The following is a 26,320-nucleotide window of genomic DNA, read 5'->3' on the forward strand; positions in this document are numbered from 1 at the left end:
ACCAGAGGTCCACTGGGCCTTTCCTGTCCCTGACAAACGCCGATGTGGAGATTCTGGATTTGGCGGGGGAACCCGTGTGAAATACCTCGGAAGCAAAGCCCGAATTTCAGATCAGATCGTTAAGATCGTTCAGGCCGAACGTCGTCCCGGTCAGGTCTACGTTGAGCCTTTCCTTGGCGGGGCTAACGTCATTCATAAGGTTTCTGGCGAACGCATCGCCGGAGACCTTAGCCCCTATGTCGCAACCCTGTGGAACGCCGTAGCAAACGGCTGGACACCGCCGCAGGTCGTCACTGAATCTGTATACGCAAAACTTAAAAGGGACCGTTGGGAAGACCCCCTGACGGCCTATGCAGGGTTCGCGATGTCATTCGGCGGTAAGTTCTTCGGAGGCTACCGACGCGACAAGGCCGGGACAAAAGGCTGTCCTGAAAACGAGAAAACCCAGAGCCGCCGGTCCTACAACAGCATGGTCAAACAAGCGTCGGGCATGGCGGGGGTTCGGGTGTTTAACTGCGGATACGAAGATCTCCCCATCCCGGCCAACAGTCTGATCTACTGTGACCCTCCCTATGCAGGGACCACAGGATACCATGTGGGGCCTTTCGACAGTGCGGCTTTCTACAAGTGGGCCGAAGATAAAGTGAACGAAGGACACACCGTCTTCGTCTCCGAATACACTGCGCCAGACCATTGGGATAAGGTCTGGGAAAAGCCCATGAACCGAACGCTGTGTAACAACGCAGGGGGTCGCAGGGGAACGGAACGTCTGTTCCGGGTGGTGCCGTCATGACCCACCCCGTAGCCTTCATTGACGCAGACATTCTGCTTCACCGGGCGGTATCCTTCTGTGACGCCGACTTTGACGGGGAGCCGTCGGGTGACCCTCAGCAAGCCCTGTGGCATTTCAACAAGATGCTGGACCGCTGGCTAAAGGACGTGGGGAAGACCAGTGACTACTATCTGGTCGTCTCCCCCAGCAAGAACTTCCGGCACGGTCTTTACGACCAATACAAGGCCAACCGGAAGGACATTAAGCCCCACCCCGCCTTTGCAGAACTGAAAGACCTCGTAAAGCAATACGAAATGACGATCTGGGAAGACGGGATCGAGGCGGATGACCTTATCGGCATCCGTGTAACCGAAGACCCCAACACGGTGGCTGTGTCCGCTGATAAGGACTTTGCCACGGTGCCTTGTCGGTTGTTCATTCCGGCGTCCCATGGGCGGACCAAAGGTGACTGGCATCAGTTTACCGAAGGCGAGGCCAATGTGAACTGGCTTCGACAAGCCATGACCGGGGATACAGTGGATAACTACAAGGGTGTCCCACGGGTCGGTAAGGTCAAGGCAGAGAAGTGTCTTCCGGTCCCCGAGCCGGTGAGGGTGATGTGGCCCAAGGTGGTCTCAATGTTCAAGGCCGCTGGCTTGGACGAATCCAATGCAATCTTGATGGCACGACTGGCCCGTATCCTGCGGGCTGGGGAATATGATTTTGACACGAAAGAGGTGAAACTATGGGAGCCACCCGTGAAATGATCCGCACCTGCTACACCTGCAAGTTTTGTGACCAAGAGTGCGCTGACGTTCCGGCAGGCACAGGTTGCACCACAGACTGTGCGAGAGCAGCGTGGGGCGAATACCCAGACTGGACGCCAAAGGACGAAGCGGTTGACGGATCCAACCCCAAGGACCTGATCGGAAACACCAAGCCAGACTACCAGAACGTCCCCCTTGGCCCCCTCTACGAAATCGGTAAGGCCCTGCTAGACGGGACCCGAAAATACGGACGGTTCAACTGGCGGGATCAGCCTGTATCCGCCAACGTCTATATCAACGCCGCCCGCCGCCACTTGGACAAATGGGCGGCTAAGGAAGAACTGGCGGATGACTCCAAGGTTCACCATCTGGCTCACGCAGCGGCCTGCCTGATGATCCTGATCGACGCCCAAGCCCATGACAGCCTGAAAGATGACCGCGTAGCTGATGCCTACGTCATCCGGGCAAGCAGCAAATAAGGAAGTCCCAATGTCTGTTTCTTACATCCGACCCGCCCCCGTCCGGCTGACCACCGGTTGGTATATTGATACCGACGGTGGTCTGACCGCTTACACTGCCTGCACTGGACACGGGACGGTCAGCCGAGACCCTCTGTGCCTTGATACCCTCTTGGACGACTTGGAGGCTGATATTGACGCCGTGACCAACGGCCACGAACAGAACCTGACAGCCCCGTGGTATGATCTGATCGAGTTCTTCCGAGACGCCGCCGACAAACTGGAAGCCAAGCTCCACGGCGCTGACTAAGCGTCCCTTAGACCAATCCAAAGGAAAGCTGAATGAGTTTCAAACCGATGCTTGCGGCAGCGGCCCCGGAAGACCTGTCTAAAATCAGGCTTCCGGTTCTGGTTTCACCAAAGCTGGACGGCATCCGCTGTGTGGTCCACGAAGGGGTCGCCAAAACGCGGATGCTTAAGCCGATCCCAAACGATTACATCCGTGGGCTTCTGTCAAAACCAGAATACGAGGGCTTTGACGGCGAGATTGTGACATACTCCGGCGGGGTCTTAGGGCCTCTGGATGACTTCAACACCGTTCAGGGCAACGTCATGCGCAAGGGCGGAACCCCTGTGTTCCGCTTCTATGTGTTCGACAACTTCACTAAACCCAACACTCCGTATGCCCGACGATTGCAAACGGTTCCTTACGATCCCGAAGGCCCTGTGCATCGTCTTGAGTGCCTTTACGTCAGCCGTCTGGACGGGCTTCACGAGGCCATTCGGGCCTACGAACAGGACGGACACGAGGGGACGATGGTCCGGTGTCCCAAGGCCCCCTATAAGTATGGCCGCTCGACTGCCAAGGAACAGGGTCTGTTGAAGATCAAAAAGTTCTTCGATGATGAGGCGAGCATCACGGGGTTCGAGGAACTTCTGTCCAATAAGAACACCGCCACCAAGAACGCCCTTGGGTCCACCGAACGATCCACCCACGCATCCGGAATGGTTCCTCAGGACACGCTGGGGGCATTGATCGTTCGATACAAGGACGTGGTGTTCTCCATCGGGACAGGCTTTACGCAGGCCCAACGTCAGGACCTGTGGACCAACCGTGAGTCCCTGCTCGGTCAAAAGGTGACGTTCAAATATCAAGAACTATCCCCGGCAGGTATCCCCCGGTTCCCCGTGTTCCTCGGTATTCGGAGGGACCTGTGATCCTGTCGTTCACTCAACTGGAAGACCTTTGGACCCGTCTAATGCAGGTCCTCAGGTTCCACTTCCAATACCAATACCCGACCCGTTTCCCCAAGAAATACCAAAGGAGTTCCTATGAACCCATATGAAGACCTGACCCGTCAGTTGGAAGAACTGGCACTGAAAACCGAACGTCGTGTGGGCCAGCACCCCGATGTTGACCTGATCCGCGAAGCGGCAGCGACCATTGTGGAAGCGTCCGCTAAAACCCCGGCTGTCCGTAAGGTGGCTAAGTGACCGGGACGTGGTTCGGCATTGGGGCCGTCTTCGCCTGTATGGTGTTTGCGGCCTCGGTCCCCGTCCTGATTGAAACCTTTATGGGATATGAAGATGGCTGAGTATAAGATCACTAACATTGTCGTTATCACTGACGACGAAACGACCGAGTTGGGGTCTGTGAAGGACTTCCGATGGCTGGACAGCGGCGGTTTTGAGTTTACCGAGTGTCGGGGTGATAAGCGAGTAACCGGACGAATGGTCCCGAAGGTGCCTTATTCCGTCATGGTGACGGAGGAGACCGTCCATTGAGTCTAGCGCATCAGGGGGAGCAATGCGTGGCGCTTAAGGCCCTGCTTCCCCTCGTCACGAAGCTGCAAAGCAAGTCGCCCCTAGAAGTGACAACACCCTCTGGACCTGTAGTCTTGTCTTGGGACGCCGCACACCACCGAGGCGTTGCACGATTCGCCTCAGCCGTCGTGACCTTCGCCCCGATGGCAGGTAAGTTCACCTTCCAATAAAAAAAAATAGCCCCACCCTTGGAGACCTTACGGTCACTCCTTGGGTGGGGCTTTTTATTTGTCCTTTAGACAGGTCCAAGGGTCATCGGCGGATGGCCTTAGTGGCCACGATGCGGCCATAGATGGCCACAACAGCCGACAGCGCGGTGATGACTGACAGGATCACACCGACGATCTCGGTTTGCAGGTCCAGATGGACGGTGTAGCCGAAGATGCTCAGGATCGACGCCACAAGAGCGACGATACCGGCAATGACAGTGCGGGATGCGAAGGCGGATTTAGTAAAAGCGAACATTGGGTTTCCTTTAAGCGGGTTGGGTAAGGCGGCGGGTCAGTGCGTCGATGAAACGGACGATAGCCTGCCAGACGCTGACCGAAGGCTCAGCGGCAAGGGGCTTGGTGTCTTTGGCCGTGGCCCACCACGACCGGACGTCAAATCCGGGGCATTGGGTCGGCACTAAGTCTTTGTGGCCCACCACTTGAGCGTCCGGGTAACGGGTCAGAATGTCTTTCAGCAGGTTAACCGTGGCGGTCTTTTGGGCGTCCGTGCGGTTGTCCACACCGACGTCGGGACCAGTCCCCCGGTTCAGCCCCCCGGCACAACAGATGCCAATGCTGTTCGGGTTGTGCCCTCGGACATGCGCGCCGGTGACACTTTCAGGCCGACCGGGTTCAACCAGACCGTTACGACGGATGAAGTAATGATAGCCAATGTCGTTGAACCCCTGACCTTTATGCCAGTTACGCACATCGGCGGCGGTGATGTCCTGATCCTCGAACGTGGCCGAGTAATGCAGGACGATATATCGGATCGGGCGGCTCACTTGAACACACCTCCTTCAGTGATCTTGAAAATACGGAAACGGACCCACTCGAAGATACGGATGATGGTCCAAATGATCGCCAGTAGGGCGGCGACGGGCGGCAAGATGTGGGACACGGAGCCGACGACCACCAAGATGGCCGTGGCGTCCCCAGCGTCCTGTAGGGCTTCTTTCATTTTATTTTCTTTCGTTGGCTCCGAGAACCAGCACGAAGGCTCCCAACGCAAGGGCTACAGGAGGCCAGTGTGGGCTAGCGAATAGGAAGACCCCCAGAGCTACGCTCAGGGTGTCCTCGATGCTGTCCCAAAGGTCCCCGCCATTGCGCAGGTCTATGACCTCTTTGATGCCGTAGATTAGACTGATCCAAAGGACCGACGGGACGAGTCCAAAGGCGGCTGCGGAATACGCAAGGAAGGCTCCAAGGACGAAGTGATAGACCGCCTCGGCGGACCTTCGGTATGACTGACTAGCTGGGCCGGTTTGGTTTGTCGGGGTGAATAACTCACAGATGACCTTAAGCAGCGGCAGACTCGTATTTTGAACGTAAATACGCGCGGACCTCCGCACAGGCGGTGTCGTAGTCTGGGTGGTCAATGAGGACGCTGACAATATCGCCATAGTCCCCCCGCGCCCCCGTGACCGAACCACCTGATGCAATTTCGGACAGGAGCAGGGAGGCGAATCTGGCCTGCATCGCGGTCGACAGGGGCAGGACCACATCTACATCTCCACCCGAGCGGGCGCGGATTTCGGTGGGGTGCAGCGCGACCTCCAGCAGAGTCAGTCCAGACCAGTTGGCGGCAATCGGTATGTCACTGCCGCTCCACGAGCCGACACGGTTCCGCAGGGCGACCGCGCCCGACGCGCGGATTCGTAGGACTGTGTTTCCTTCGTTATTGATCCCGCGCGTCCCCGCTTCCGTTAACTCTGTGTGGCCTACCAGTCCGGGGTCCCCCGTGAGGGTCAGATTACGGACCACCATGAAAAGACGCGCGCCTTGCAAATCCGCAGGGTGGGGAAGCGTAAGCGCGGCACCGGTATCTGAAACCGTGATCCAGTCCCCGTCTGTGCTTACCGCTCCCCGGACTGCCGCGTTAAACAAGGCCCCAGCCGCACCGCCATTGCGAAACCCGACTAGGTTGTCCCCATCCCGCAGTAGGTCGGTTGCCCTGAAGTGAATGGGGATTGCCCCGCTTTCGTAGTAGGCCGTCAGCCGGTGCGGCTCTTGACCCTGAGAATTCGGAAGAGCTGCTGACGAGACGGGCATCCACATCCCCGAAGCGATCCCGATCATACCCACCCCGTCAATTGCTTAGCCGTGGTTCCCGTCGTCCTGACACGAACCGCCGACATGGGGTAAGTTCCCGGAGGCAGTGGATTGGTCGTGTAGGTCACTCCGTCGAGGCCGACATAGGACACAGCCCCAAGTTCCCCAACCGTCAACACGCGGATCGGCTTCGGAAGGTTTGTTGTGTTGTGTGGAGTGATCTTGAAGGCAGCCGTAGCGGGACCCTGTGGGTGTAGGTAGGCGGTGTTTGCCATTAGATTAGTCCTTCATATGGGTTACTGACCGCCATATAGAGGCCGTCAGTCTTACGAATGTCGTTATCGAGTTGGGCCTCAGCCACGAGTGCTTGGAAGGTCTGCTCAAAGCTCTGCTTCCGTTCGTCCACGAAGGTATCGGCGGCGAAAACCAAGGCCGCATACGCCAATAACGCCGTGAGGTCAGCCCAAGACCCTGAGTCCCCATAGCCCGTCTTGTAGGACACCAGCACTTCGTCTTCAGGGCCAACGCCCACTTTATGGAACAGCATGACGTTCTTGCGGATTGTGTAGCCGCCACCCTCGCCCGTGTCCGAAAGCCTGCGGACTGTTTTTCCGTTGATCTTCACGAAATTGATCGTGAGGAAGTCCGGGATAATGACTGCAAGGGAACCCTTTTGAATAAGTGTCTTGTCTTGGAGGTCCAGTCGAAGGATGGTGCCGAGGCGCTTAACGGCCAGAGAGATGAACACGTCTGTCTGCGCCTCGGTGCAATCCGTCCGGTTAAGAATGTCAGTGAACAGGGAGCGCACTTCCTCTGCGGGCATGTGTTTTCCTTTGGATTGGTCTAAGGAAGATCAGTGGTCAAAACGGGTGTCCCCAGAGACGATAAACGCCTCCATGTTGTCTGACCGGAGCTTCTTGATGATTTCGTTTGCGGGGGCCGACCACAGGTCGAAGCCTTGCCGCAGCCAAATGTTTGCCAAGGACTCTGGGACGGCGGCCACATGGGTCAGTCCGTCTAGGTTGATCCTGAAGTCATCTTTGGAGTTCTGAAGTTGTCTCCAGAACAGTGGCGTTAGTTCCTGCTCCGTGGTGATAACCCCGGAGCCGTCGTCTTGCAAAATAAGCGCCTCGTGCGGCGCAGCGGTTTGGTTCATAGTGCCTCAATGGGAAAGGGCCTCAGGTTTAACCTAAGGCCCTCGTTTAGACCCGTCTAAAGGATGATTAGCTCAGGCCCTTAATCAGACCCGAAGCCTTCCGGTTGGAGTGCTTCAGACCGAACTCACCGACCATCATGTGGCGGTCGCTGTCGCCCGTCTTCGCCAGACCGGTGCGGAACCAGTTGCGCAGGACGGCCAGCTTCCAGTTCTTGGCCTCATACATCAGAGCATCCGTGGCCCGCAGCAGGCGGTTCTTCACCACCCGGACAGTGCCGAAAGGGTCCTCATAGATGTTGATGACGTTCGACAACTTCTTGTCGCCATGGTCCACGTTCAGGGTGCGGTTGGTGGCCGAAGCCCATCCCGCCACCACAACGGTATCGGAGGGTTTGACCATCAATACCGAAGCGTCCGACCCCTCGTTATACATCTTTTCATGGGTGGCGATGACATGGGCTTCGGTCAAAGCGCCCCCCGCATCGGTGGTGGTTTCCGTGGCGATCTGGGCTTGGACGCCTGCAAATTCACCGGGGGTCCCTGCCGAGGCTTCGACATAGGTTTGACCGGTGCCAACCAGCGAGTGTTCCAAGTCCATCTTCAACAGCTTGCCCGTTTTCATCATTTCGCGGGCGGTCTGCTTGTCGCGGCCATAGGTCTTCACGGCTTCGGCGGTGCCGGACACACGGAAGGTTTCTTCCAGAATCTGGGTGCCGTTCGACCGCATGACCGGCTGATCGCGGGTCGAGTCTTGGGCTTCCAGACCCTCGACCTTGGCGTTCTTCGCCACAGCCCGCAGTTGGTCCTCCTGCCACTGATACAGGGTGTTGTTGACTTTCTCGTCTTTGATGGACGACTGGAACGGGGTGTCCGTCGGGTCGATCAGAGAGATAAAGTCCGACACGTCTTCTTTTTTGCCGACCAGATCGAACGATTTCAAATGGGTGGTCATATTGGTTATCTCCTAAGGATTATTGGTCACGCTGGGCAGCGAGAAAGGCTGCGGTTACGTCGTCAATGTCGCCGGTGGCTCGGGCCTGTTCGACCAGACGACTTGCGTTTGCTTTGGTGGTGTCGCTGCGGCTTTCGGGTTTGCCAACAACTTTCTTCGGGGCCGTCACGGCTTTCTTGACGACCGTTTCAGATTTCTTCTGAGCCTGATCGTAAAGCATGGCCTTTCGCATCATCACGATGGCGGCTGGGTCCACGATTTCATTCACCGTGGTTTGGTCCATCCCTTGACCGACAGCGTAAGACCGCAGGTCATTATACAGGGTGTCCGACCACTCAGGGATTGCCTGACGGATCGCCGGGATAGCCTGTGCAGCGGCTTCGCGGATGAAGGTCTGACGGGTCGCCTGCGCCTGTTCCAAGAAGGACGACGCCTCATGGTTCAGGGCGGCGAGTTCAGCTTCAGCGGCTTCTTTATTCGCCTTCAGGTCATTGAACTCCTGAGTGCCTAGCTCCCGATGGGCCGCCCACAGATCAACCTTGCTGTATTTCTCAGCAACTTCCTGCGCACGTTTGATCCGGGCGTCGTAAAGCTGGGCAAGGAACATGCCTTGGGCTTCCACGGCCCGGTTCTGGGCGTGGACATGCTGCGCTGACTTGGCGATGGACGCGCGGTCGGCGTAAAGACGCTCAAGGTCCTTCCGGTTTACCGACTTCTTCTCCTCGCCAATGAGGATTTCAACGGTGTCTTCAGGGACTCCCTCAGACGGCTCAGCGTCGGCGTCAGGTGCTTCGCTGGCTTCGCCCCAGCCGCCCTCGTCTTCGCCGCTCTCCGGGGCATCCTGTGGGCTCTCCGGGGCATCCTGTTCGTCGGTTTCTTCGGCGGACTTCAGGTATGCCTCAACGGCGTCGTCTTCGGTGTATTCTTGAATATCGGGGTCCATCGACACTCCTAGTCACGGGTCATTGTTTCAGCCGCAATCACGACAGTCTCCATCGAGGACAACAGGTCGGTCAGGGCTTGATTGCTGCGGTAAGCTACTTCGCGGGCGTCGCGGTCGGCACAACCAGAACCGAAGAAGCGGTTCTGATAGTCCTGACGCAAAGCCCCGACGGCGAACTCAAAGGCAGGGGATTTCATCATCCGCCGCAAGTCCGCCGCCCAAAGCAGGATTTCCTGTTCGGTGGGTTGCTTCATGTTCACCTGTGGCCCCTCCCTTAGATGGGTCCAAGGGAGGGTCTTGGGGTTACGGGTTATAGAAGGCTTTCTGCGTGTCGGCGGCTTCGGCCAAACGCAGTTCTTCCTGATCGACCCAGAAGTCATTCTCGACTTTCTGGCGCTTGGTGTCGCTGTCGAAGCGTCGGGTGGCTGTGTCACTCTGAATACGCATACGGTCGGTTTCCGCCTTCATGCGGTCAGTCTCAGCTTTGGCAGTCATCGCTGTTGCCTGTGCCTTGGCATACTCAATCTGGGTCTTGAGCATTTCCATCTGCAATTCCTGCATCGGATCAGGTTCAGGCGGTTGGACTTCTTCAGGCGGCGTTAGGAAGGTCTCAAGGTCCTCAACGCCGATCTGCTCCAGACCCCGGCGGATCACCTGATAGCGGCGATCATAGGTGTATTGTGGGGCCAGCATCGGGTCTTGCGAGAACATGGCATCAATGCCTTGCCACTTCTGGGCTTCACGCTCCCGCTCGCCGTATCCGAGGGTCAACTCAATGGACGCCGCCGAACGGTGTTTCCAATGTGCCGGGTTCACTTCGGCCTCAACACCAGACAGTTCGACAACCGTCTGTTGGTCCATGTGGTCAACCGCCGTGTTGTAGATCAGGAAGAACAAGTCCTTCATGAAGACGCCAAAGCGGCGGGCAATGGTCTTGGTCCGCTGTTGGGACGCTGAGATCAACTGTTCGACCATGCCTTCCGCGTTCTGGGAGGAAATGGCGTCTTTGTTCAGACCTTGGGACAGTTTGGAGATACCCGTGACCTCCTCTTTGTCTTCGTCAATCATTTGGATCAGCGAAAAGACGTAAGGGTTCAGGGGCGCTTGGGGGATCGCCGCGATACCGTCCAGACGGCGGACGTTGACGATACCACCTAGGCGGTTGTCCAGAAGCTCCGCAGGGTTGGCTAAGGTGCCGTTCAGGACCTGCTGTCGGGGGTTATTGGTCATCAGCGAGTGGTTGATGATTTGTCGGATCAGGACCGTTCGGGCGTTCTGCACCGGGATCACCGCCGCCGCGAAGTTGTCCCCAATGTAGGTGTGCGGGATAGGCAGCGGGACATAGGCCGCAAAAGGCACGACCGACACACGCTCCTTGTCCAAGACCTCGCCGCCTGCGTAGCTGACCTTCCATAGACGGGCCTTCCCACCACCTTCAAGATCAGCCCGGATGTAGCACTCATAAAAGGCCGCCTCAGCCGTGGCAGGGTCGTGGCCGTCGTCCATTAGACCCGATCCAATGGAATACATCCGCTGGGACTTTTCGTAATCGAACAGATGGTCTGACGAGGCCCCGTATCGCATCTTCTCTGCGACGGTCTCACCGTAGGTTTCAACGAACCAACTGCGGGTCTTCAGGCTGCGGTGGCAGACAAAGCGGGCGGTTTGGATGGTTTCTGCGCCCGATGCAATCAAGAAGTCCTCGGGCGGGATGGCGATAACCTTGATGCCCTTCTTGTGCGTGAACACCCGGTAGGTTCCCGAATACAGGCCCTCAGGGGTGATCTCGGTCTCAACGAACTCGTAGCTGTCGTGCTGTGACACGGCGGCGGTAAGCTCTTCAGGCGTCAGCGCCTCGAACTCAAAGTCATCTTCAAGGGTCTCCTCGTCGTAGAACACCTTCAGAACGCCGATGCGGCCTAACAAGGCGTCGGTGCAGGTGGAATACAGAAGGTCTTCCCCGGCATTGTCCCGGAAGAACACTTGCTGGGTAAACTCAGTGGCCTGCTTGGCGTCATCCACGGTCTCCCCACGTTCGGGGCGGAAATAGACGATGCGGTTGGAAGCAGAATACGCCTCCAATACGGTTGAACGCATGGAGTCCACAGAGTCGAACACGTCGCGGCTGACATACTTCGAGTCGCCTTTGTGAAGAGGCTTTGGGGCCTCCCCGCGATAATACGACAGCACATTACTGCGTTCGCTTGCCAGCTTCGAGTCTGTGAAGTGTTCCGAGTTTGAGATTGCCTTGGCGATGACCGCAGAGATTTCGTCTTTGGTCAGTTTCTTTCCCATAGCTCTCCTAGATAGCTTCGAGGTAATATGCCTCAGTGTTGGTGATCGGGTTCCAGACGCCATCGTGGATGTGGTTCACAATAGCCAAGGACATAACGCAGTCATCGTGACAGCCCTCCTCGGCCTCCAGCTTTCCGCTTTCCTTGACGACATAGGTGAGCATTTCGCTGATCGTCGTTTTGTCGTTCAGCTCGACCTCGCCTTTGCGGAGAGATGCCCTGAGGTCGTCAATGATAAGGGGCTTGGTCTTTGAGTCCGTCCTGAAGCCCAATTGCGGGGTGTCCAGATCGTCAATCTTGTCTTCGGTGACGTGGGTGAAGACATTGGGATACGCCCAGACCTTATACAGCATCCCGACCGTCAGAAGACCGTGGTTGTTGCTCTCGACGGCGATCTTTGCGTTGTTGAACAGTGTCCCCAGACGATACAGAACCTCTGCGAAGTAGTCGGGGTGGACGTGACCACGCCAGACAGCGACCTGACGTTTCCGTTCGTCCAAGACCTGCGCGACTGAGTAGTCACCGCCCCGGACGCCCATCGCCACGTCCGCGCCGATGTAGTAAGTCCCGCCGGGGTCGATCTCGTCGTAAAGCAGAAGCTCCCCAACGGGGTGTGGACGGAACTCCGATAGCTCCAGCGCCATGCGGTGCTTTGGACCAGTCAAAAGGTCGGCCCGTTTGGTCAGGGCTTCAGGATCAAACACAGGCCGACCCGTCGTCAGGAAGGCTTCTTCAGGAACCGCCGGATACTCCTGCTTAAACAGGTCCGGGCCGTTCTGCGCGATCTTACGCCGACGCCAGTAAAGCTGGGCGTCGTCAAGGTCGAAGCGTGTGGCCAGTGTGTGTTCTTCGGGGGTCCTCTCGAAACCATCGGGCGGCTTTGTGCGGTATTCAGGATCGAGGAACCACGGGATGAACAGCGGGTAGTAACCGTTGGTCCCATCGACAGCGCCCTTCCACATTTCATAGAAAGGTCCGGTTACGCCGTTGGCCGTGGACTCAATATAGATTTCTGTATCGTCCGCGTCGGGGATGGATTGCAAAAGACCGTTCAGGTTTTCGCGGGCTGACGACTCTTTCCAAAAAGCCAACTCAGAAAGGTGGGCGTGGGTGATCGTTTCACCGCGCGCGATGCCGTCACCTCCGGCAGTAGCCACCATGTAAGAGGAATCCAGTTTATCAAAGACAATCTCCTTTTTGGATGAATAGCTGGTGGATGGCTTCAGGATGGCCGGGGTGTTCTCAAAGAACCGCTTCGTCATGTTGAACAGAGCGGTCGTTGAGTCCGACTTGTGGGTCACAACGATGGCTTTCTTGGCCGTGTTCTGGGAAACTCGTTGATACAACCTGCCGCCAACGCCTGTGGACAGACCCTGCTGACGGGCCTTCAGGATGATGATGCGGACGCGGCCTGTGGCGGCGATCTGGTCGCGGATGGCACGGTCTAACTCACGCTGGGCGTGGTTCAGACTAAAGGGAACGATCTGGGCGCGTTTGGTTCTGATCTTCAGGGCGTGTCGGCAGTAATAGTCGAAGTCGTCTCGGAGGCGGCGGCGGACGGCTAAAACTGCGTCACGATTCTTCTCCAAGGTTAAGGTCAAAGTCGAAGTCTCCTAATTCCGCCTCCATTTCGGCCAGACCTGCTTCCATGTAGTTCTGAACGCTGGACATGATTTTCAGGTTCTTTGCGCGCTTATGCTCGTAGTCCCTGCCCATACCGCGTTCGCGTGGGGTTTTCGGCTGGAAGGACTCAGCGTCGATGACTTTGTATTCGTCCTTGGCGAGTTCCAAAAGCCAGTCTTCCGGGGCGTTTGCGTTGATGTTGTGGTTGACGGTTGCGGCTTTGGAATGGGTGTATTGGGCCAGTTCTTTCAGGGCCGTGACCTGTTCCTTGGGGTTCAAAGCACCAGACCGGACGAGGCACTCCATCAGCCACAAAGGGTTGACTTCAAGTCCCGTGCGTTCGCGGGTGGCGTCATCGAGGAACTTATAGTTCCCCGGATCAACCATTTTTGTGGCTTCATTCAACCGTGCCGCCACTTCCTGCCGGGACATTCCATATCTCCATTTGCGGGCCTTGAACCCTGCCAGCTTGCCGGTCAGGGTGTTGGCTAAGTGTTGTTCTTCAGAGGGTGGGGCTTGGGGGTTAAGGTGGGGCCAAAAGTCGATCCCAGCCTCCTCCATGATCCGGGCCTTAATGTCCTCGTCCTCTAGGTGGGGATATTCGAACCACTCGGTCAGCAAGCGTCCCGTGCGGGTGCAAACTTCAGGGGTGATCGGGGAGGTCATTTAGAAGTCTCGCGGGCGGGGTGGCATGGGGATGACGTTAGGGCCGAGGTCTTCGGGTTCTTCGGGTTCGTGGGGTTCCAGCGCCCGTTCTTCATAGACGCCCTCATCGACCCGATCAGATACCCAATCAATAATACTGAACTCGGAGGGACCATAGTTGAAAAAGAGTTTCCAAAGTTGGTCAATGTCCATCAGACCAAACTCGAACGCCCGGACCCCCTCCGTCAGGATTGCGATCCGTTCGTATTCGGGGTGATGGCCGCCTGAAGGGTCTTCCGGGTGGCCCGTGATGATCTGCCACAGTTCACGGTCCAGTGCGTTAATTCGATCAGATGCACTCATGGTGTGGTCCTTTCTTTGAGCCCGTCCCTTAGACTGATCCAAGGGACGGGACGTTTCGTTAACTTACAGCGGTTGGTAGCATGGAAGCCGGTTTCGGTTCTACGGCTTTGCGTTCGGGCAGAACACCACCCATAGACTCGAAGACTTCCGGGTCGATGCCGTTGGCGATCAGGATTTCAACGAAGTAGTTGTAATCCCCATTACCGAGTTCCTGCATCACTTCCAGAACCGTCGCTTGGCCCTTTTCGGCTTGCGCTGGATGGAACCCGAAGGAGTCATGGATCAGGTTCATGATCTTCAGGTCACCGTCTTCAGACATGCGGCGGTGGGATTCCCGCGCCACATAGGCATCCATCGCGTGAATGGCGAAGGCCCCGAACCCCCGGCTGCTTTTCTTGGTCTCGCCTGTGTTGATGCCGAGATAGACCTCACGGCCCTCAAAGGGGACCATGTGACCTTCAAAGGTCGGCGTCTCCTTCGGCTTCCATTCCAGAACAGCACCATCGGGCAAGGGAACCTTGATGGACGGATGATCCTTCAGGATTTTGGTCAGACTTTGCGAGAATTGCAGGAACTGTGACGCGCCGGGGTAAGACCGGGCGAAGTCACGGACGGTTTCGCGTTCGAGACGCCCGAAGAACTCAGAGTCTTGAACAGAAATGACCGCAGCGTCGGAGTTTCCAAAACCACAGATGCTTTTCCGCTTCCACCGCCCGCCCTTCTTGGTGTCGTCCGTCTCCACGAACCACTTGCCGTCATCTTTGACCACGCGCCAGCGTCGAATATCGTCAGAGACGTATTCGCCGTCACTGTCGTATTTGGCAATCGACAGTTGCAGACCTTCGGGCGACAGAAGGGCAGCTTCGCGGGCGCGGGGGATTTGCATAAGACCTGCGGTTTTCCCCACGCCCCACAAGGAAGCGCCGTCGGCTATTTCCTCCAAGGCCGCTTGGAAGGATTTAGTGCGGGTCTGGGGCGACGTATCATATTGGCGCGTCCCGACAGCCTTCTTGAACACCTTGCGGAGAAGGCTGTTGGGCAGGTCCAGTTCCAGAAGCTCCGGGACCCGTTGGGCCACCCTCAGCCCTGAATCAAGGTAGGCGTCAGGCGCTGCCGTTCGGTCTGGATCAGCGTTTGGATCACGCGGACTCAAACCCGTCGCCTCAAGTTCAGGCAGCGATCCAGTCAGAAGACCGGACAACTGCAAGGCGTTGTTCGACCCGTCCAACTGAACAACCCAATCGGTCGTGTAGCTTTGGGCAATGTCAGCCTGAACCTCAGGGTCTTGAAGCAAAGCTGATGGCCCCATAGTCTTGGCCTTTTCACGGTGACGGGCTTTCGCCCATGCCGCCATTGAGGCCACCTCGTTCGCTACGCCAAGGGCTTGGAACGGCCCTTCAGCGTTCCCTACGATTTCACCCAGACGGGTGGTCTTACCGCCCCGGTCGGTCAGTATATCCCGACCGGTTGGGTTGGCTGCCCAATGGATCAGACGTGAAATAGTGTCCCCCTCGAAGATCGCTGCGCGGCGGTCATACGGGGATTTCTTATCGACGCCTAAGAGGTTGCCAAAGGAGTGGAGCATGTAGTTAAGACCTGAAGGCCCACCCGTCGGGTAACGCTGATCTGTCTTGACTAGACCCTTCATCAGATCGCCCCCTTGGGAACTGGCCGACCCGTGGCCTGCATAAAGACGCCCACGGTCGTCAACGCTCCATGCCTGATGTGTCGTCAGGTGGCTGCGTTCGCCATCCTTTCCATGAAGATACAGGATTTGAGACAACGCCCGCAGAGGGGATTCGTCGTGTTTCGGTTTAGGCTTGGTAGTGGACTTGTCCCCTTTCTTCTTCCCCTCATCGACCACAGGCCGCAACCAATCCTTAAGAACCCCCGGACGCCCCCCGTTCAGCGCCGCCTCGATCTGACGAAGCATAGCCGAGGAATAGGCGATGGGCCGCTCTTGCAGGCCGTTGATCGCGTTCAAGATCGGCTGATGCGTGTCGTTGACCTCCGTGGGTTTCTTAAAGGCTTTGTGACGCCCAACCTGCGGGTTATCGACAGTGAAGGGGGCTTCTGGACCATCCGGGGACGCCATACGCCCAACCATGCGGATTGCCTGTGCGGCTTGAACAGCGCGGTTAAGGTCGGGATCGAGGATTTGGACCTTAAGGGTTCTCAGGGCCTTCTTCTTGGCGTCTGTGATAACCTTCCCATCGGACTTCATCACGTCGCCGCCACGGGCCGGTTGGATCAGCTTAATAACGCCTTGATTGGCCCACGACGTTAGAACCCCCATGACGGTCTGGAGGGCGTCTGCGCGAGACTGGACGTTTCCTTCAGGCACGTGTTTCTTGATGAAGGCGTCCGCCAGCATGTTGACCGAAAGACGCTCCGTAGCCAGTTCATAGAACAGCGCCTCAACCCGGCCCGAAGGGGACTTGTCCAGTTGGGACATGCGGTCACTCAGGAGGTCGCCATAGGTTTCGGCCAACGCCTTTGCATCTGCGAAAGCGTCGATACGGTCGTCAACCATGTTCTTAAGACTGTTGCGGTTTCCTTTCTTAGGCTGTGGGCCAACCTTAGGCTCATCCTGCGCCACGGCCTTGGTCGCCGGGTCTGCGTCAAAGCCGAACTCAAGCTGATCGGGGTCGGCTTCACGTTCCTTCGCACGGGCCTCGAGGTCCTTCAGGATTTCATCGACCGGGCGAACATACTCATAGGGCTTGTTGCTTCCTCCTTGCAGATCAAACGACCCCTGACCGTTCGCGTCCCAGCTTGCGGGCGCGGCGTTCAGGTTGGCGTGGTGACGCTCCATGAACTCTTTGACCGTCATCTTGCCGGTTTCGTTCTGGGCCTTTACAGCCTTCTTGCGGGCGCTGAGTTTACGCTCCTTTGGATCAGCCTTAGGGTCGGCGTCTTCGCGTTGGATGCGGTAATCGTTGCCGACCCGAACCAGACCGGAGAACTCCTTGGCCCAATGGCTGTAATCCGCCGGGTTCGGGAATAGACGACCAAGGGTGTTTGTCACAAGCTCGTGTCGGTCTGCGTCCGTCATGTCTGGGCGGTCGATGGCGTTCTTCAAGGCCATCAGCGCGTCGTAGGCGTGGTGGTCTAGGTGGTCTTTCCGGGCCTCAATCGCCGCTACTGTGTTTTGGGCCTGTCGTGCGCCTTCGCGGGCTTTCTGGGTCCCTCGGTTGTTGTTAATCCCTGTCTTAGATGCATCCAGTTTCTTCAGGATGGCCTCAGGGCTTTTGGCTAAATCCGCAGCCAGTGCCTTGTTGTAGGAATGGCCGGGGTTGATCCTGTCACGGATCATAGCCTGTAGGTGAACAGCCTCCTCGTTGTCGTTCTTGGTGAACGATTTAATATCCGCGCGGAACCGAACAGCCGTCCCATGTGGGATCAGCCCCTCAGACTCCATCTTGGTGAGTTCGTTATAGATTGTCCGAGGGCCTTTACCCGTGGCTAGTTCCCACTTGCGGTGGCCTTTCTCGTAATCGTTGTGGAGGTCCGTTCGGTCATTGCGGAACATGCTTTCAGTGGCCTGCCAAGCAAGACTATGCTGTGGACCTTGGGGATCGCGCGGCGGGGTGCCATCAGGCTGTCCGTTGGATGGGTCCAAGGGACCATCACGCATAGCCTGTGCGGCGCGGGCCTTTTCGATCAGCGCGTCCATTTCTGAGGTATCACGCGGAGGGATCAGACCCTTTGTGGTGGCGTGTTCGACCGATTCCACATACCGCTTCAGTCGGCTGCGGCGGTTGGTCAGGTTGTCCAGAAAGCGGGCGGTGCGGTTGACCGCCACCCCACCCGCGAATGTGCCGACGCCCGCAGGTCCAGCCAGACCGTGAAGCGGGATGCCCATACGCCCAATCCCCGACCGTCCGTCGAAGGGGTCAAGGAGACGAGTCCATTGGTTCAGACCGCCCAGATCGCCTTTGGCGTCGGTGAATTGGGTCAAACGCTGAGTTTGCGTCAAGACGTCCATCAGGCGGTAAGCGTCAGGGTTTCCGGGGAAGGACTCACCGATACGCTGGATGGCGCGGTCGGATACAGCGGACTTCATGTTACCCGACTGGCCTAATGCGGTGTTCACCACAGAGGTTAAAGCATCAACCGAATGGGCGAACCTATCGGCAGGGCCGTCGGTAAGGTCGGCCTCAAGAGACGCAAGTTGTGCCTCAAGGGCGGGGTCTTTGGCGTCCTTACGCAGGCGCATCGCAAGGATTTTGGCTTCTTCCCGGAGGTCCTTGAGAACCCCCTTAGCCAGACCCTGCGCGCTGTCCTGACTGTCCGTGGTGTTGACTTTGGCGATCTGGTCGTCCGTGTTTTGGTTGTCGCGGATGCGATCACGCAGGGCTTGATCGTGGTGGTCGTATCCGTCGTTGTCAACACGGGAGAACAAGGTTCCCGGCTGTCCAGTGACGACGTTAACACCACGTTTAGCAGGGACCGCCACAGCGTCCATCGACGCCATAGTGCCGACACCCATGATGCCCTCACCGACGGCCTCCTTCATGTCCAGATGGAAGCCGGATTCGGTTCCCAGCGTCTCGCCTGTCTGCTGGACGACGCTTTGGCCTGCCTCGGTGCCGCCTTCACTACCGGCCCGCCGGAGAGCGCCTTTGCGTCCCAGAGGGATGGTATTCAGCGCGCCAGAGGCGGCGGCTGTCCCCAGACCTGCCAGCCGGTCGCCTGTGGTCAGGTCTTCGCGTCCGTCATTTTGAGCGCGGGCCATAGCGGTAGGACCGGCGACCTGTGCGCCCTCAAAGATCACAGGGGCCGCGACGCCCCCGACGATCCCGCCGATGGGGCCGCCCACAGCCGTGCCAACGGCAGCGCCACCTGATCGCATCAGCGCAGCGCCAGCGAGGTTGCCTAGCTGTTCAGCCCCTGCTTTAGGCAGGTATTCCCAGCCGAAGCCGAGGGGACCGTCGCCGTTCATGAAGCGTCCTGATGCCGAGTCATAACCGGGCGTGGCCTCGACCAGACCGCGCAGGGTTTGTTCGCCCGGCAGGCCGTAGGCGGCGGCGGTGTCGGCCATGCGTTCGGCGGGTTGGTCGATGCCTTGCTTGAACGCAGCACCCCAGCCGTTGAAGGGGCCGCTGATGGACTCGTCAATGGGACCGGCTTTTTTCTTCAGGATTTGACTCGCTTCTGCCTTAGCCTCAGCGAGGATTTCTTCAAGAGTGGCCATTCTTTTTCCTTAGTTACTGCCCCAGCTAAACCAGCCTTTTCGTTTAGGAGCTTCTTCTGGAGGGTCTGACAACGCACCAGCGGGTTGACTCAGTGCGGGAGGCGGAGCGTTTGCAGTCAAGTGGTCTGACCAGATTTGCCGCCTTGTGTCTAAGCTAAGCGATTGCCACTGCTGACGGGTGTATGCAGTGCCATCTGGAGGGACATGCAGGGGTGTGCTGTGCGGGACACTGTTAGACGAGTCCAATGCAGGGGCAGACGGCTGCTGGTCTGATAAGGCGCGCGATACGCGGTCGCGTGTTGCTTGAGGCAGCGCCTTCCACTCCTCATTAGACAAACCGCTTCCCACCGGACTAGCCTGCGTCCCGGAGGATGCTGACCCTTGGTTCGTGAAGGTCGCCGGGGCGTCATGTCCGGGACCCCGTTTACCTCGGGGAATGATATTACCGTCTGCGTCAAAGGGAGCCTCATGGTCAAACCATTGAAGCTGCGGCCACGCCTGACGCTGACCAGAATACTGACCGTGAAGGGACCGGTAAGAGTTAACGGATCGTTCCAGCAGGATGCCAAGACGTTCCCTAAGAACGTCAGGGTGTTGGAGATACCCATTTAGGTCGCCACCAATAGCAGCGAGAACCCGCAGGGCGTCTTGTTCGGTCATAACACCGGGACCAACAACTTGAAGGCGGAAGCCGCCAATAAGGCTTTCAATGTCACCTTGGGCCACCTTACGCTGAACCTCAGGGTCGTTTAGATCAACACCCCTGATCGTCTTCTGCATTGACTGTAAGTCTTGCCACAAGCGGCCCGCACCCATAGTTGGGTCGCCATCAAGATACTCAAGGATAGAGTGAATTGACTGAATGTTGTTGCGCCCGGTCTCAAGGTCCTCTCGCATCTTCACCATGTTGGCGGGACCCGGCATTGCCTTGTCGCCACCGGCATTAGAGCGAGTCACTTGGACAATCTGTGAGGCAATCTCAGGGGGTAGTTCTTGCCCGCCAGAGTCAACGATCCGACCATCAGCCGTGTAGAAAAGATCGCCACGGATAGAGCCGTCAGGCATTTGGACCGGACCAGCCGGGGTGCGCCGTTGACCAAGGGCAGCGCTGCTGAGACCATTCGTGAATTGGGTCTGTTCCATACGGAACGCATGGTCCCGCTCAGCCCTTGCCGCTTCCATGTGGGCAGCTTGGCGGTCCTTGATGTCCTGCCGTTCGTTCTGCTTACGCTGAGACAGGACCCCGGCCATGTTCTGACCCGCCGCTGCCAAACCAGACGCCCAATCGTCACCCGACAGGATGCCCGTCCCCAGCGCCAGTAACGATTCAGCCCGGTCGTTGGTAAGCCACGGGGCCTTATCGTTCAGCCAGCGGCCCATGGCGGAAGGTTCGTCCTGCGGCGGGGCAGGGAACTGTTGGTCAATCATCCCTGAAAACGCCCCGCTGTCATAGGACGTCGAGGGCGTAAAGGACGTGCCTTGGACGGGTCCAAAGGAGTTCGCGCCCGCCGGGTTCCCGCCTCCAGCGATCTTCTGGACGTAATCACGGGTTTCTGTGGGAAGTGACCCTAGGTCCCCGTCCCACTTGTCTGCGTTGCCCACTCCCCAATTATAGGCAGCCAGCGCGCGGTTTATGTCCCCCGGATACCGGTTCTGCAAGGCGGACATATATTGCGCACTGAAGCGGAGGTTGTCCTCAGGGTCTAGGGGGTTGGTCAGAGGGGACACGCCAAACCCCGGCTGTCGGGCCGTGTCCGGCATGACTTGGCCTAGACCCAAGGCCCCCACGGGACTCTTGGCGTTGGGGTCCCAGCGTGACTCTTGGTTGACCAAGGAGCGGAACAGGGTGGGATCGACGCCGTATTGGTTGGCGTAACGATCTGCTACTGATTTGAAGGGCATTTACCCGAATCCTTTCATAGCTCCCGCGATGGTCGGGATGGCTCCGACAATCGTTTGGAAGGGTGACTGACCGGGGACAGTTTGTGTTGACGTGCCGCCGTAATTGCCGCCGATTGTTGCCATGTATTGCTGCGCAATTGCCTGCTGCTGCTGGCTTAAGGCGAGTCGATTGTTGATCTCATTCTGCTGCTGCGCTTGGAGGACAGAGGCGAAGTCCAATGCCGCTTGGGAGCCTGTCTGGGACATAGCCTGCCCACCCTGCGCCATGCTCTGGCCCAACTGTGCGAGTTGCGCCTGAAGCGTGGCGTTGTTCTGGAAGCCCTGAAGGGCAGACTGCTGACCTTGAACCGCGAAGTTACCGGCGGCGGCGTCGGCAGATGCCGCAGCTTGTCGGGCGGCTGACGCGCTGTTCAGACCGTTAAGCTGGTTTCCCAAGGACTGCTGTAGGAGAGCATTTCCTGACACCGTTTGGTCAAACAAACGAGCGTGGGCGTCTTGACCGAACGCTGTGCTATTCGCCGTCTGGTTGAACGCTTGGTTATTCGCAGCCTGCTCAAAGCCTGCCTTCGTTTGCGTCTGGTCGAAGTTACGCGCGTAGCTTTCGTTAAGCATCCCGACATTTGCTGCCGTCTGGTTGAACGCTTGGTTATTCGCAGCCTGCTCAAAGCCACCACGGGCTAGTGTCTGATCGAACGCCCGCGCGTTGCTGTCTTGCAGGAAACCGGCGGCGTTGAGCGCAGTCCCAAGCACCGCGTTATTCGCCTGTTTGTTCCCTAAGGCCGTCCCAAGGCCCTGCTGATAAGCGTTGGACCGCATGGTGGACGAAATGTCCCCGGCCTGTCGCAAAGCGTTTTCGTGGGCCTTGGACTCCATGAGTGCCGCGCGGGTCGAGTTCATGCCGCCTGCGCCCGAAGCCGCCGCATTGATTTCGGCCTGAGTTCCACGGAACCCCTCGTTGACGGTGCGGACGGCGGAGTTGATCTGGTCGTTCAGGTATGGATTGTTTGACAGAAGCTGGGCGTCGCTGAGGATACCCTGAGCAGACCCATCACCAAACAGATGGGACGCCCCCCCTAAGATGGTGTTCCCATTAGCCTGCGCCTGTCCGTAACCCGTGCCGATCTGACGCTGGAGGTCTGATGCTGTGGCACCGGCCTGAGTGGACCCTGACGCCGTAAGTCCTGAAAGCTGACCCGCCCCGGACAGCGCGTTATTCAGACCCGCCTCCTGCGCTGCGGCCAGACCGTCCGTGGCCTTTTGAGCCTGCGTCTGCCCTTGGGTAGTGATGCCCTGCATCTGCTTGATAGCCCCCTGCGCAGACCCGAACCCGGCAGCGGCTTGATTAGCTAACCGGCTAGTCGCTTGGTGGCCGCTATTGCCCATCTGTTTGGCGATGGTTTGCATCTGACCCGCACCGCCCGAGAGGGACCTTGCATGGCCGCGCTGTGCTTGCGCCGCGTTACTGGCCGATTGGGTGACGCCGCTGATGGCAGAGTTTGCCCGGCCTAGAGAGGTCTGCGCTGCGTCAGCCTGTCCAAACAGGTTAGCCCCCGTCTGGCTCATCAGGCCCCCTGACCGTGAAGCGTCAAGACCCCCAGACCACCCTTGCTGTATGGCTGCTAGCTGGCCTTGGTTCAGGCCCGCAGTGGGGTTGCCGATGCTGTTCAGACCTTTCAATGCCTGCTCATAGCCCTGCTGCGCGTGGCTAAAGCCTTGCTTCAGGTAGTCCTGCTGTGGTTCCCACGGTTTTGACTCACTGGTCGTTGTCTTTTTAGTGGGCTTGAATAGGCCACCCATAGGATCTCCTTTGGATTAGTCCAAAGGCAGATACCGGAACATTTCTGCCCACTCCCCTTCTGCGGTTGTCCGCATGTGGTCGAGCCTGAAGCCTAGCCTTTGGATGAACTTTCTTTTTTTAGGGTCGTGGCTTTCGGTCTGGAAAGCGAAGACAGGGACGGACAGTGACGACGCGATCAGCCGCAAGTCCCTTCGATATGACTCAAGGACCCGCTTTGTGAACGGGACCTTGGTTGTTGTATGCAGCACGACGCCGAACCAGAGGAACTCAAGATCAACCGTGTAGTCAGGCCCAAAGTCGAACGACAGGACGTGATCGGTCATTTCTTCAGATACTCCACCACCTCGGTCAGGGCGGCTGTTAGCTGATCCACCTGTCGCCGGAGTCTTGATAACTCGTCTTCGAGGCGTCTGCCGTCCTGCCCAAGTCGAGGGGGCGGTGCGGGTCGGTTCGGGGTGAGTTCCGTTGTGGGTTTGAACGTCATCGACGCGCCAGCACCACAAGGTCAACGTCGAACCCAGAGAGCCTGCACGACGAGCCTTCTGGGAACGTGAACCGGATCGAGACGTAACGCCCGTTGGTCCTGAAGTTCAAACGCGATGTTGCAACCGGATCAAAGGACGAGACAGGCCCCCACTCTGCGGGCAGCGCGGGAAGGGCCTGCGCTGTCGTCTGCACACCAACAGCCCCCAAGGCGTCTGGGTTAGCGATCTGCAAGACTAGTGACCGCAAGAGTTTGGTGTCATGAAGTGCAACGCCTAGTTCGTCAAAATCTGCCATCAGGAGGCTACAGGACGCAGGCCAGATCAAGGCTTGGTCCGCATCGTTGGAAACCGCGCCCCCATTTTCTGGGTCATAGAAGAAAACTCCACGGCCCGTCTTTGCGCTGTCCCCTGCGGCGGTTAGCATCAAAGACGACGCGACGTTTGACGCAAAGTTCCAACGCTGTGATAGCTGGTTCCAATTAGCCAGCCCGTCCCACGTCACGGCCTTGTCGGACACGCCTTCAGGGTGACTCACGGAAGCGCCACTGGTGACGTTGGGAAGGTCAATGAAGGACCACGTGTCGGACTCGTAGTTGTAAACCGCAGCTTCGTTACACCCACGCCCGTCGTGGTCAAAAGCTGCGTCTGTGGCGGTCGGGTAGGCGAAGATAACCTCTGACTGGCTGGGGTTGCTGAAGACCCGGCAGAGGTGGCGTTGATTGTAGTCAACCCGCGAAAATACACGATGGCGGATGCGTCCTGCGGCTACGGACTCATAAGACACACCGTCCGTCTTGATAATATCCGACTCCCCGAAGACGTAGTGGTAGTGTTGGACTTCGGCCACACAGTTCTGGGACATGATCGGCAAGTCACTGAACAGACGCTCAAAGGTGAACACGAAGCTCCCACCAACATATCCCATACGCCACACCTCGTTGGTCCCATAGATGATGAAGTGGTCGCCCAGCGTCAGGCCATCGACTAGCTGTCCGTCACAATTCAGGACGGTTTCGCCAGCGAGTGAGTTCGTTTCGGCTGTATCCCAGCGAGGCCGGACGCCGGACTGAATGGCGTCAGACCACTTGACCATGCTTGGATAAGCTGTGGCGGTCTTTGTTACGTTAAGGGCGACAAGAAAATCCCTGTAGTGTCTCAGGGCTGCTGTCGATTCGTTCGTCTGCCATCCGGGAATGACCGAGTAGCGTGACTCAGCGCCTGCAAGCGAAAGCGGTGGACCAGACTGCGTGTTTACATAGGATACGTTTCCGACGCGCGTGGCTATGGGAACGCCGACGACCGGGTGTTTGGTCGCTGGGGACACGTCATGCACCGCCCCGGCTTTGATCCGCTTCATCGCGCCGTCTTGATACAAAACAGTCACTGACTTGTTGGATCGACTTTCTGAGTCGTCAGTGGCAAGCACGGGATAGGCTGTATGACTGACTGACAAGACCGGCGGTTTGAACACAGGCGAGCGCGAAACACCGGACCCGTTAAAAGATACATTACGCGCTTCAGCAAACACCCCCAAGGGTAAGTCGGGGGCGGCGCGGTCGGTGACGACGCCTTTTAGTCCTAACTCACGGACGGGGATGTTAACCATTTTGGTTCCTTTAGAGCTTAGCCGCCTCGGTGAAAAATGCGTCCATATCTGCGTCCGTCTTTCCCTGAAGCTGGGCTAACTGTAGGACCAGCGGGTTGGTTCGGTCGACGGACGATGGGCGGACGGCGGCAGTGGTTGCCAGAAAATGCTGATCGGGGTCTTCGATCTGACTGAGCATCGCAAACACGGGGTCGGGCAGTATACCCTCGAAGAACCAGTCTTCAGATTCCTTTGGACTGATCCAATGAAGGATGCGAAGCATCCCGACAAGTTGCCGGAAGCTGATTGCGTCGGGGACAGGCACAGGCGCGGGAATGTAGGGACCGACAGGCTGGGCTACAACCTCACGCCATAGATCGGGATATTCGTCTTCGGTGATCGTGAGGGGTATCCAGCCGAACTCCGGGTGATCTAGCTCAAGGTCAATGTGCGTGTGCGTTTTTGACGAGTAGTGTGCGGTTTTGAACTCTGAAGTCATCCTTAAGCAATCCTTAGCCAAAGTGTTGTTTCAGAGGTGCGTCCACCTCCCCCGAAATTAGACCACCCGGCTGCGTTTCTGGAATTCCCCATGCATCTCCACGATCCGGAAAGTGGCTTCGCATCTGAATAAGAAACACCTGCGACACACGCGGGGCGGAGATGAGACCCGGCCACCACGTCCCCAAACGCGGAAACAGAGTAGTCGGCTAGGTTTGTAGCCGCGAGGACATATGTCCCCACCAGACCCTGATCTGCCTCTGACAGTAGCGTTCGGACGGCGAACGACGACAGGCTATGCGTGTGACCGGTCTCAGACACGCTGTTGGTGCTGGTTGCGGTGATCGCTGTCGGTGTCCCAAGGCTGATCGTGCGGTTGGACGACAGGTCGCCCCCGCCTGACAGGCCGCTGCCTGCGGTGATGGTGGTGGTTGTCGGGGGCACACTGGCTAGGGCGCGTAGGGCGCTAGGCGGGATGCGGACAGCGGTGGCGTTATCGGCACCAGACAGGGCGACTATGCGCGCAGATGTAGCTGGGGGTTCGGCGCTGTAGGGCAGACTGCCCAAGTCTAGGCTGATGGTGCGGTCGGCAGCCATGTTCCCGCCCCCGGACAGGCCCAGTCCGGTGTTGATGGTGCGGGAATTTCGGACCACAGTTCCGTCCACGGACAGGGTTCGGTTGGTCGACAGATCACCGCCACCTGACAAGCCAGAGCCTGCGTTGATGGTGCGGGAATTTCGAACCACAGTTCCGTCCACGGACAGGGTTCGGTTGGTCGACAGATCACCGCCACCTG

At 58.0% G+C, this 26,320-nt stretch carries 25 protein-coding genes; 6 read left to right on the forward strand and 19 right to left on the reverse strand.

Translation table 11 applies throughout. The features are described 5' to 3' along the window. Positions 1 to 76: 76 nt before the first annotated feature. The 6 genes from Q4G20_RS05420 (at position 77) to Q4G20_RS05445 (ending at position 3,491) form a co-directional block, all read left to right on the forward strand. On the forward strand, positions 77 to 793 hold the full coding sequence (locus Q4G20_RS05420) for a DNA adenine methylase (protein ID WP_303342359.1): 717 nt from the start codon (positions 77 to 79) through the stop codon (positions 791 to 793). Beyond that, on the forward strand, positions 790 to 1,539 hold the full coding sequence (locus Q4G20_RS05425; RefSeq protein ID WP_303342360.1) for a hypothetical protein: 750 nt from the start codon (positions 790 to 792) through the stop codon (positions 1,537 to 1,539). Before Q4G20_RS05420 ends, Q4G20_RS05425 begins: the two co-directional genes overlap by 4 nt. Continuing rightward, positions 1,518 to 2,018 carry a dATP/dGTP diphosphohydrolase domain-containing protein gene (locus Q4G20_RS05430; RefSeq protein WP_303342361.1) on the forward strand — a complete coding sequence of 167 codons (501 nt, stop codon included), beginning with the start codon at positions 1,518 to 1,520 and terminating at the stop codon, positions 2,016 to 2,018. The genes Q4G20_RS05425 and Q4G20_RS05430 overlap by 22 nt, the downstream gene beginning before the upstream one ends. A 10-nt stretch (positions 2,019 to 2,028) precedes the next feature. Then, on the forward strand, positions 2,029 to 2,307 hold the full coding sequence (locus Q4G20_RS05435) for a hypothetical protein (protein ID WP_303342362.1): 279 nt from the start codon (positions 2,029 to 2,031) through the stop codon (positions 2,305 to 2,307). 32 nt (positions 2,308 to 2,339) lie between these two features. Further along, positions 2,340 to 3,215: a hypothetical protein gene (locus Q4G20_RS05440; protein WP_303342363.1), complete on the forward strand. Its 876-nt coding sequence runs from the start codon at positions 2,340 to 2,342 to the stop codon at positions 3,213 to 3,215. Positions 3,216 to 3,329: 114 nt separating this feature from the next. Beyond that, entirely contained in the window at positions 3,330 to 3,491 is a 162-nt protein-coding gene (locus Q4G20_RS05445; RefSeq protein WP_303342365.1) for a hypothetical protein, read from the forward strand. A 582-nt stretch (positions 3,492 to 4,073) separates the two neighbouring features. Here the strand turns inward: Q4G20_RS05445 and Q4G20_RS05450 are convergent. The 19 genes from Q4G20_RS05450 to Q4G20_RS05540 all read right to left on the reverse strand — a co-directional run bounded on the left by Q4G20_RS05450 (position 4,074) and on the right by Q4G20_RS05540 (position 25,524). Then, positions 4,074 to 4,286 (reverse strand): hypothetical protein, encoded by a 213-nt coding sequence (locus Q4G20_RS05450; protein ID WP_303342366.1) that lies wholly within the window; start codon positions 4,284 to 4,286, stop codon positions 4,074 to 4,076. Between the two features lie 10 nt (positions 4,287 to 4,296). Next, positions 4,297 to 4,815 (reverse strand): N-acetylmuramoyl-L-alanine amidase, encoded by a 519-nt coding sequence (locus tag Q4G20_RS05455; RefSeq protein WP_303342367.1) that lies wholly within the window; start codon positions 4,813 to 4,815, stop codon positions 4,297 to 4,299. Further along, positions 4,812 to 4,991: a hypothetical protein gene (locus Q4G20_RS05460; RefSeq protein WP_303342368.1), complete on the reverse strand. Its 180-nt coding sequence runs from the start codon at positions 4,989 to 4,991 to the stop codon at positions 4,812 to 4,814. Before Q4G20_RS05460 ends, Q4G20_RS05455 begins: the two co-directional genes overlap by 4 nt. Positions 4,992 to 5,329: 338 nt before the next feature. Then, positions 5,330 to 6,109, reverse strand: coding sequence for a hypothetical protein (locus Q4G20_RS05465; protein ID WP_303342369.1), 780 nt, complete (start codon positions 6,107 to 6,109; stop codon positions 5,330 to 5,332). Between the two features lie 247 nt (positions 6,110 to 6,356). Beyond that, entirely contained in the window at positions 6,357 to 6,905 is a 549-nt protein-coding gene (locus Q4G20_RS05470) for a hypothetical protein (protein ID WP_303342370.1), read from the reverse strand. 30 nt (positions 6,906 to 6,935) lie between these two features. Then, positions 6,936 to 7,238, reverse strand: coding sequence for a hypothetical protein (locus Q4G20_RS05475; protein WP_303342371.1), 303 nt, complete (start codon positions 7,236 to 7,238; stop codon positions 6,936 to 6,938). 67 nt (positions 7,239 to 7,305) lie between these two features. Beyond that, the gene (locus Q4G20_RS05480) at positions 7,306 to 8,190 is read right to left on the reverse strand and encodes a DUF5309 family protein (protein ID WP_303342372.1); all 885 of its coding nucleotides are present in this window, start codon (positions 8,188 to 8,190) and stop codon (positions 7,306 to 7,308) included. 19 nt (positions 8,191 to 8,209) lie between these two features. Next, the gene (locus Q4G20_RS05485; RefSeq protein WP_303342373.1) at positions 8,210 to 9,133 is read right to left on the reverse strand and encodes a hypothetical protein; all 924 of its coding nucleotides are present in this window, start codon (positions 9,131 to 9,133) and stop codon (positions 8,210 to 8,212) included. 8 nt (positions 9,134 to 9,141) lie between these two features. Continuing rightward, positions 9,142 to 9,387, reverse strand: a complete 246-nt coding sequence (locus Q4G20_RS05490) for a hypothetical protein (RefSeq protein ID WP_303342374.1) — start codon at positions 9,385 to 9,387, stop codon at positions 9,142 to 9,144. Positions 9,388 to 9,436: 49 nt separating this feature from the next. Further along, positions 9,437 to 11,428 carry a hypothetical protein gene (locus tag Q4G20_RS05495; protein WP_303342375.1) on the reverse strand — a complete coding sequence of 664 codons (1,992 nt, stop codon included), beginning with the start codon at positions 11,426 to 11,428 and terminating at the stop codon, positions 9,437 to 9,439. Positions 11,429 to 11,435: 7 nt separating this feature from the next. Continuing rightward, positions 11,436 to 13,028 carry a hypothetical protein gene (locus tag Q4G20_RS05500; protein WP_303342376.1) on the reverse strand — a complete coding sequence of 531 codons (1,593 nt, stop codon included), beginning with the start codon at positions 13,026 to 13,028 and terminating at the stop codon, positions 11,436 to 11,438. Next, complete coding sequence (locus Q4G20_RS05505) at positions 13,000 to 13,716, reverse strand: hypothetical protein (RefSeq protein ID WP_303342377.1); 717 nt, start codon at positions 13,714 to 13,716, stop codon at positions 13,000 to 13,002. Before Q4G20_RS05505 ends, Q4G20_RS05500 begins: the two co-directional genes overlap by 29 nt. Then, the gene (locus Q4G20_RS05510; protein WP_303342378.1) at positions 13,717 to 14,058 is read right to left on the reverse strand and encodes a hypothetical protein; all 342 of its coding nucleotides are present in this window, start codon (positions 14,056 to 14,058) and stop codon (positions 13,717 to 13,719) included. Positions 14,059 to 14,116: 58 nt separating this feature from the next. Next, positions 14,117 to 19,255, reverse strand: a complete 5,139-nt coding sequence (locus Q4G20_RS05515; protein WP_303342379.1) for a hypothetical protein — start codon at positions 19,253 to 19,255, stop codon at positions 14,117 to 14,119. Positions 19,256 to 19,264: 9 nt separating this feature from the next. Next, complete coding sequence (locus Q4G20_RS05520; RefSeq protein ID WP_303342380.1) at positions 19,265 to 21,157, reverse strand: lytic transglycosylase domain-containing protein; 1,893 nt, start codon at positions 21,155 to 21,157, stop codon at positions 19,265 to 19,267. Further along, positions 21,158 to 22,954 carry a hypothetical protein gene (locus Q4G20_RS05525; RefSeq protein ID WP_303342381.1) on the reverse strand — a complete coding sequence of 599 codons (1,797 nt, stop codon included), beginning with the start codon at positions 22,952 to 22,954 and terminating at the stop codon, positions 21,158 to 21,160. 15 nt (positions 22,955 to 22,969) lie between these two features. Then, a complete protein-coding gene (locus Q4G20_RS05530) occupies positions 22,970 to 23,278 on the reverse strand; it encodes a hypothetical protein (protein ID WP_303342382.1) in 309 nt (102 codons plus the stop codon). A gap of 157 nt (positions 23,279 to 23,435) precedes the next feature. Next, the gene (locus Q4G20_RS05535; protein WP_303342383.1) at positions 23,436 to 25,046 is read right to left on the reverse strand and encodes a hypothetical protein; all 1,611 of its coding nucleotides are present in this window, start codon (positions 25,044 to 25,046) and stop codon (positions 23,436 to 23,438) included. 10 nt (positions 25,047 to 25,056) lie between these two features. Continuing rightward, the gene (locus Q4G20_RS05540; protein WP_303342384.1) at positions 25,057 to 25,524 is read right to left on the reverse strand and encodes a hypothetical protein; all 468 of its coding nucleotides are present in this window, start codon (positions 25,522 to 25,524) and stop codon (positions 25,057 to 25,059) included. Between the last annotated feature and the right edge of the window lie 796 nt (positions 25,525 to 26,320).

It is taken from the genome of Paracoccus sp. (in: a-proteobacteria) (genome assembly GCF_030538495.1).
Classification (GTDB): domain Bacteria; phylum Pseudomonadota; class Alphaproteobacteria; order Rhodobacterales; family Rhodobacteraceae; genus Paracoccus.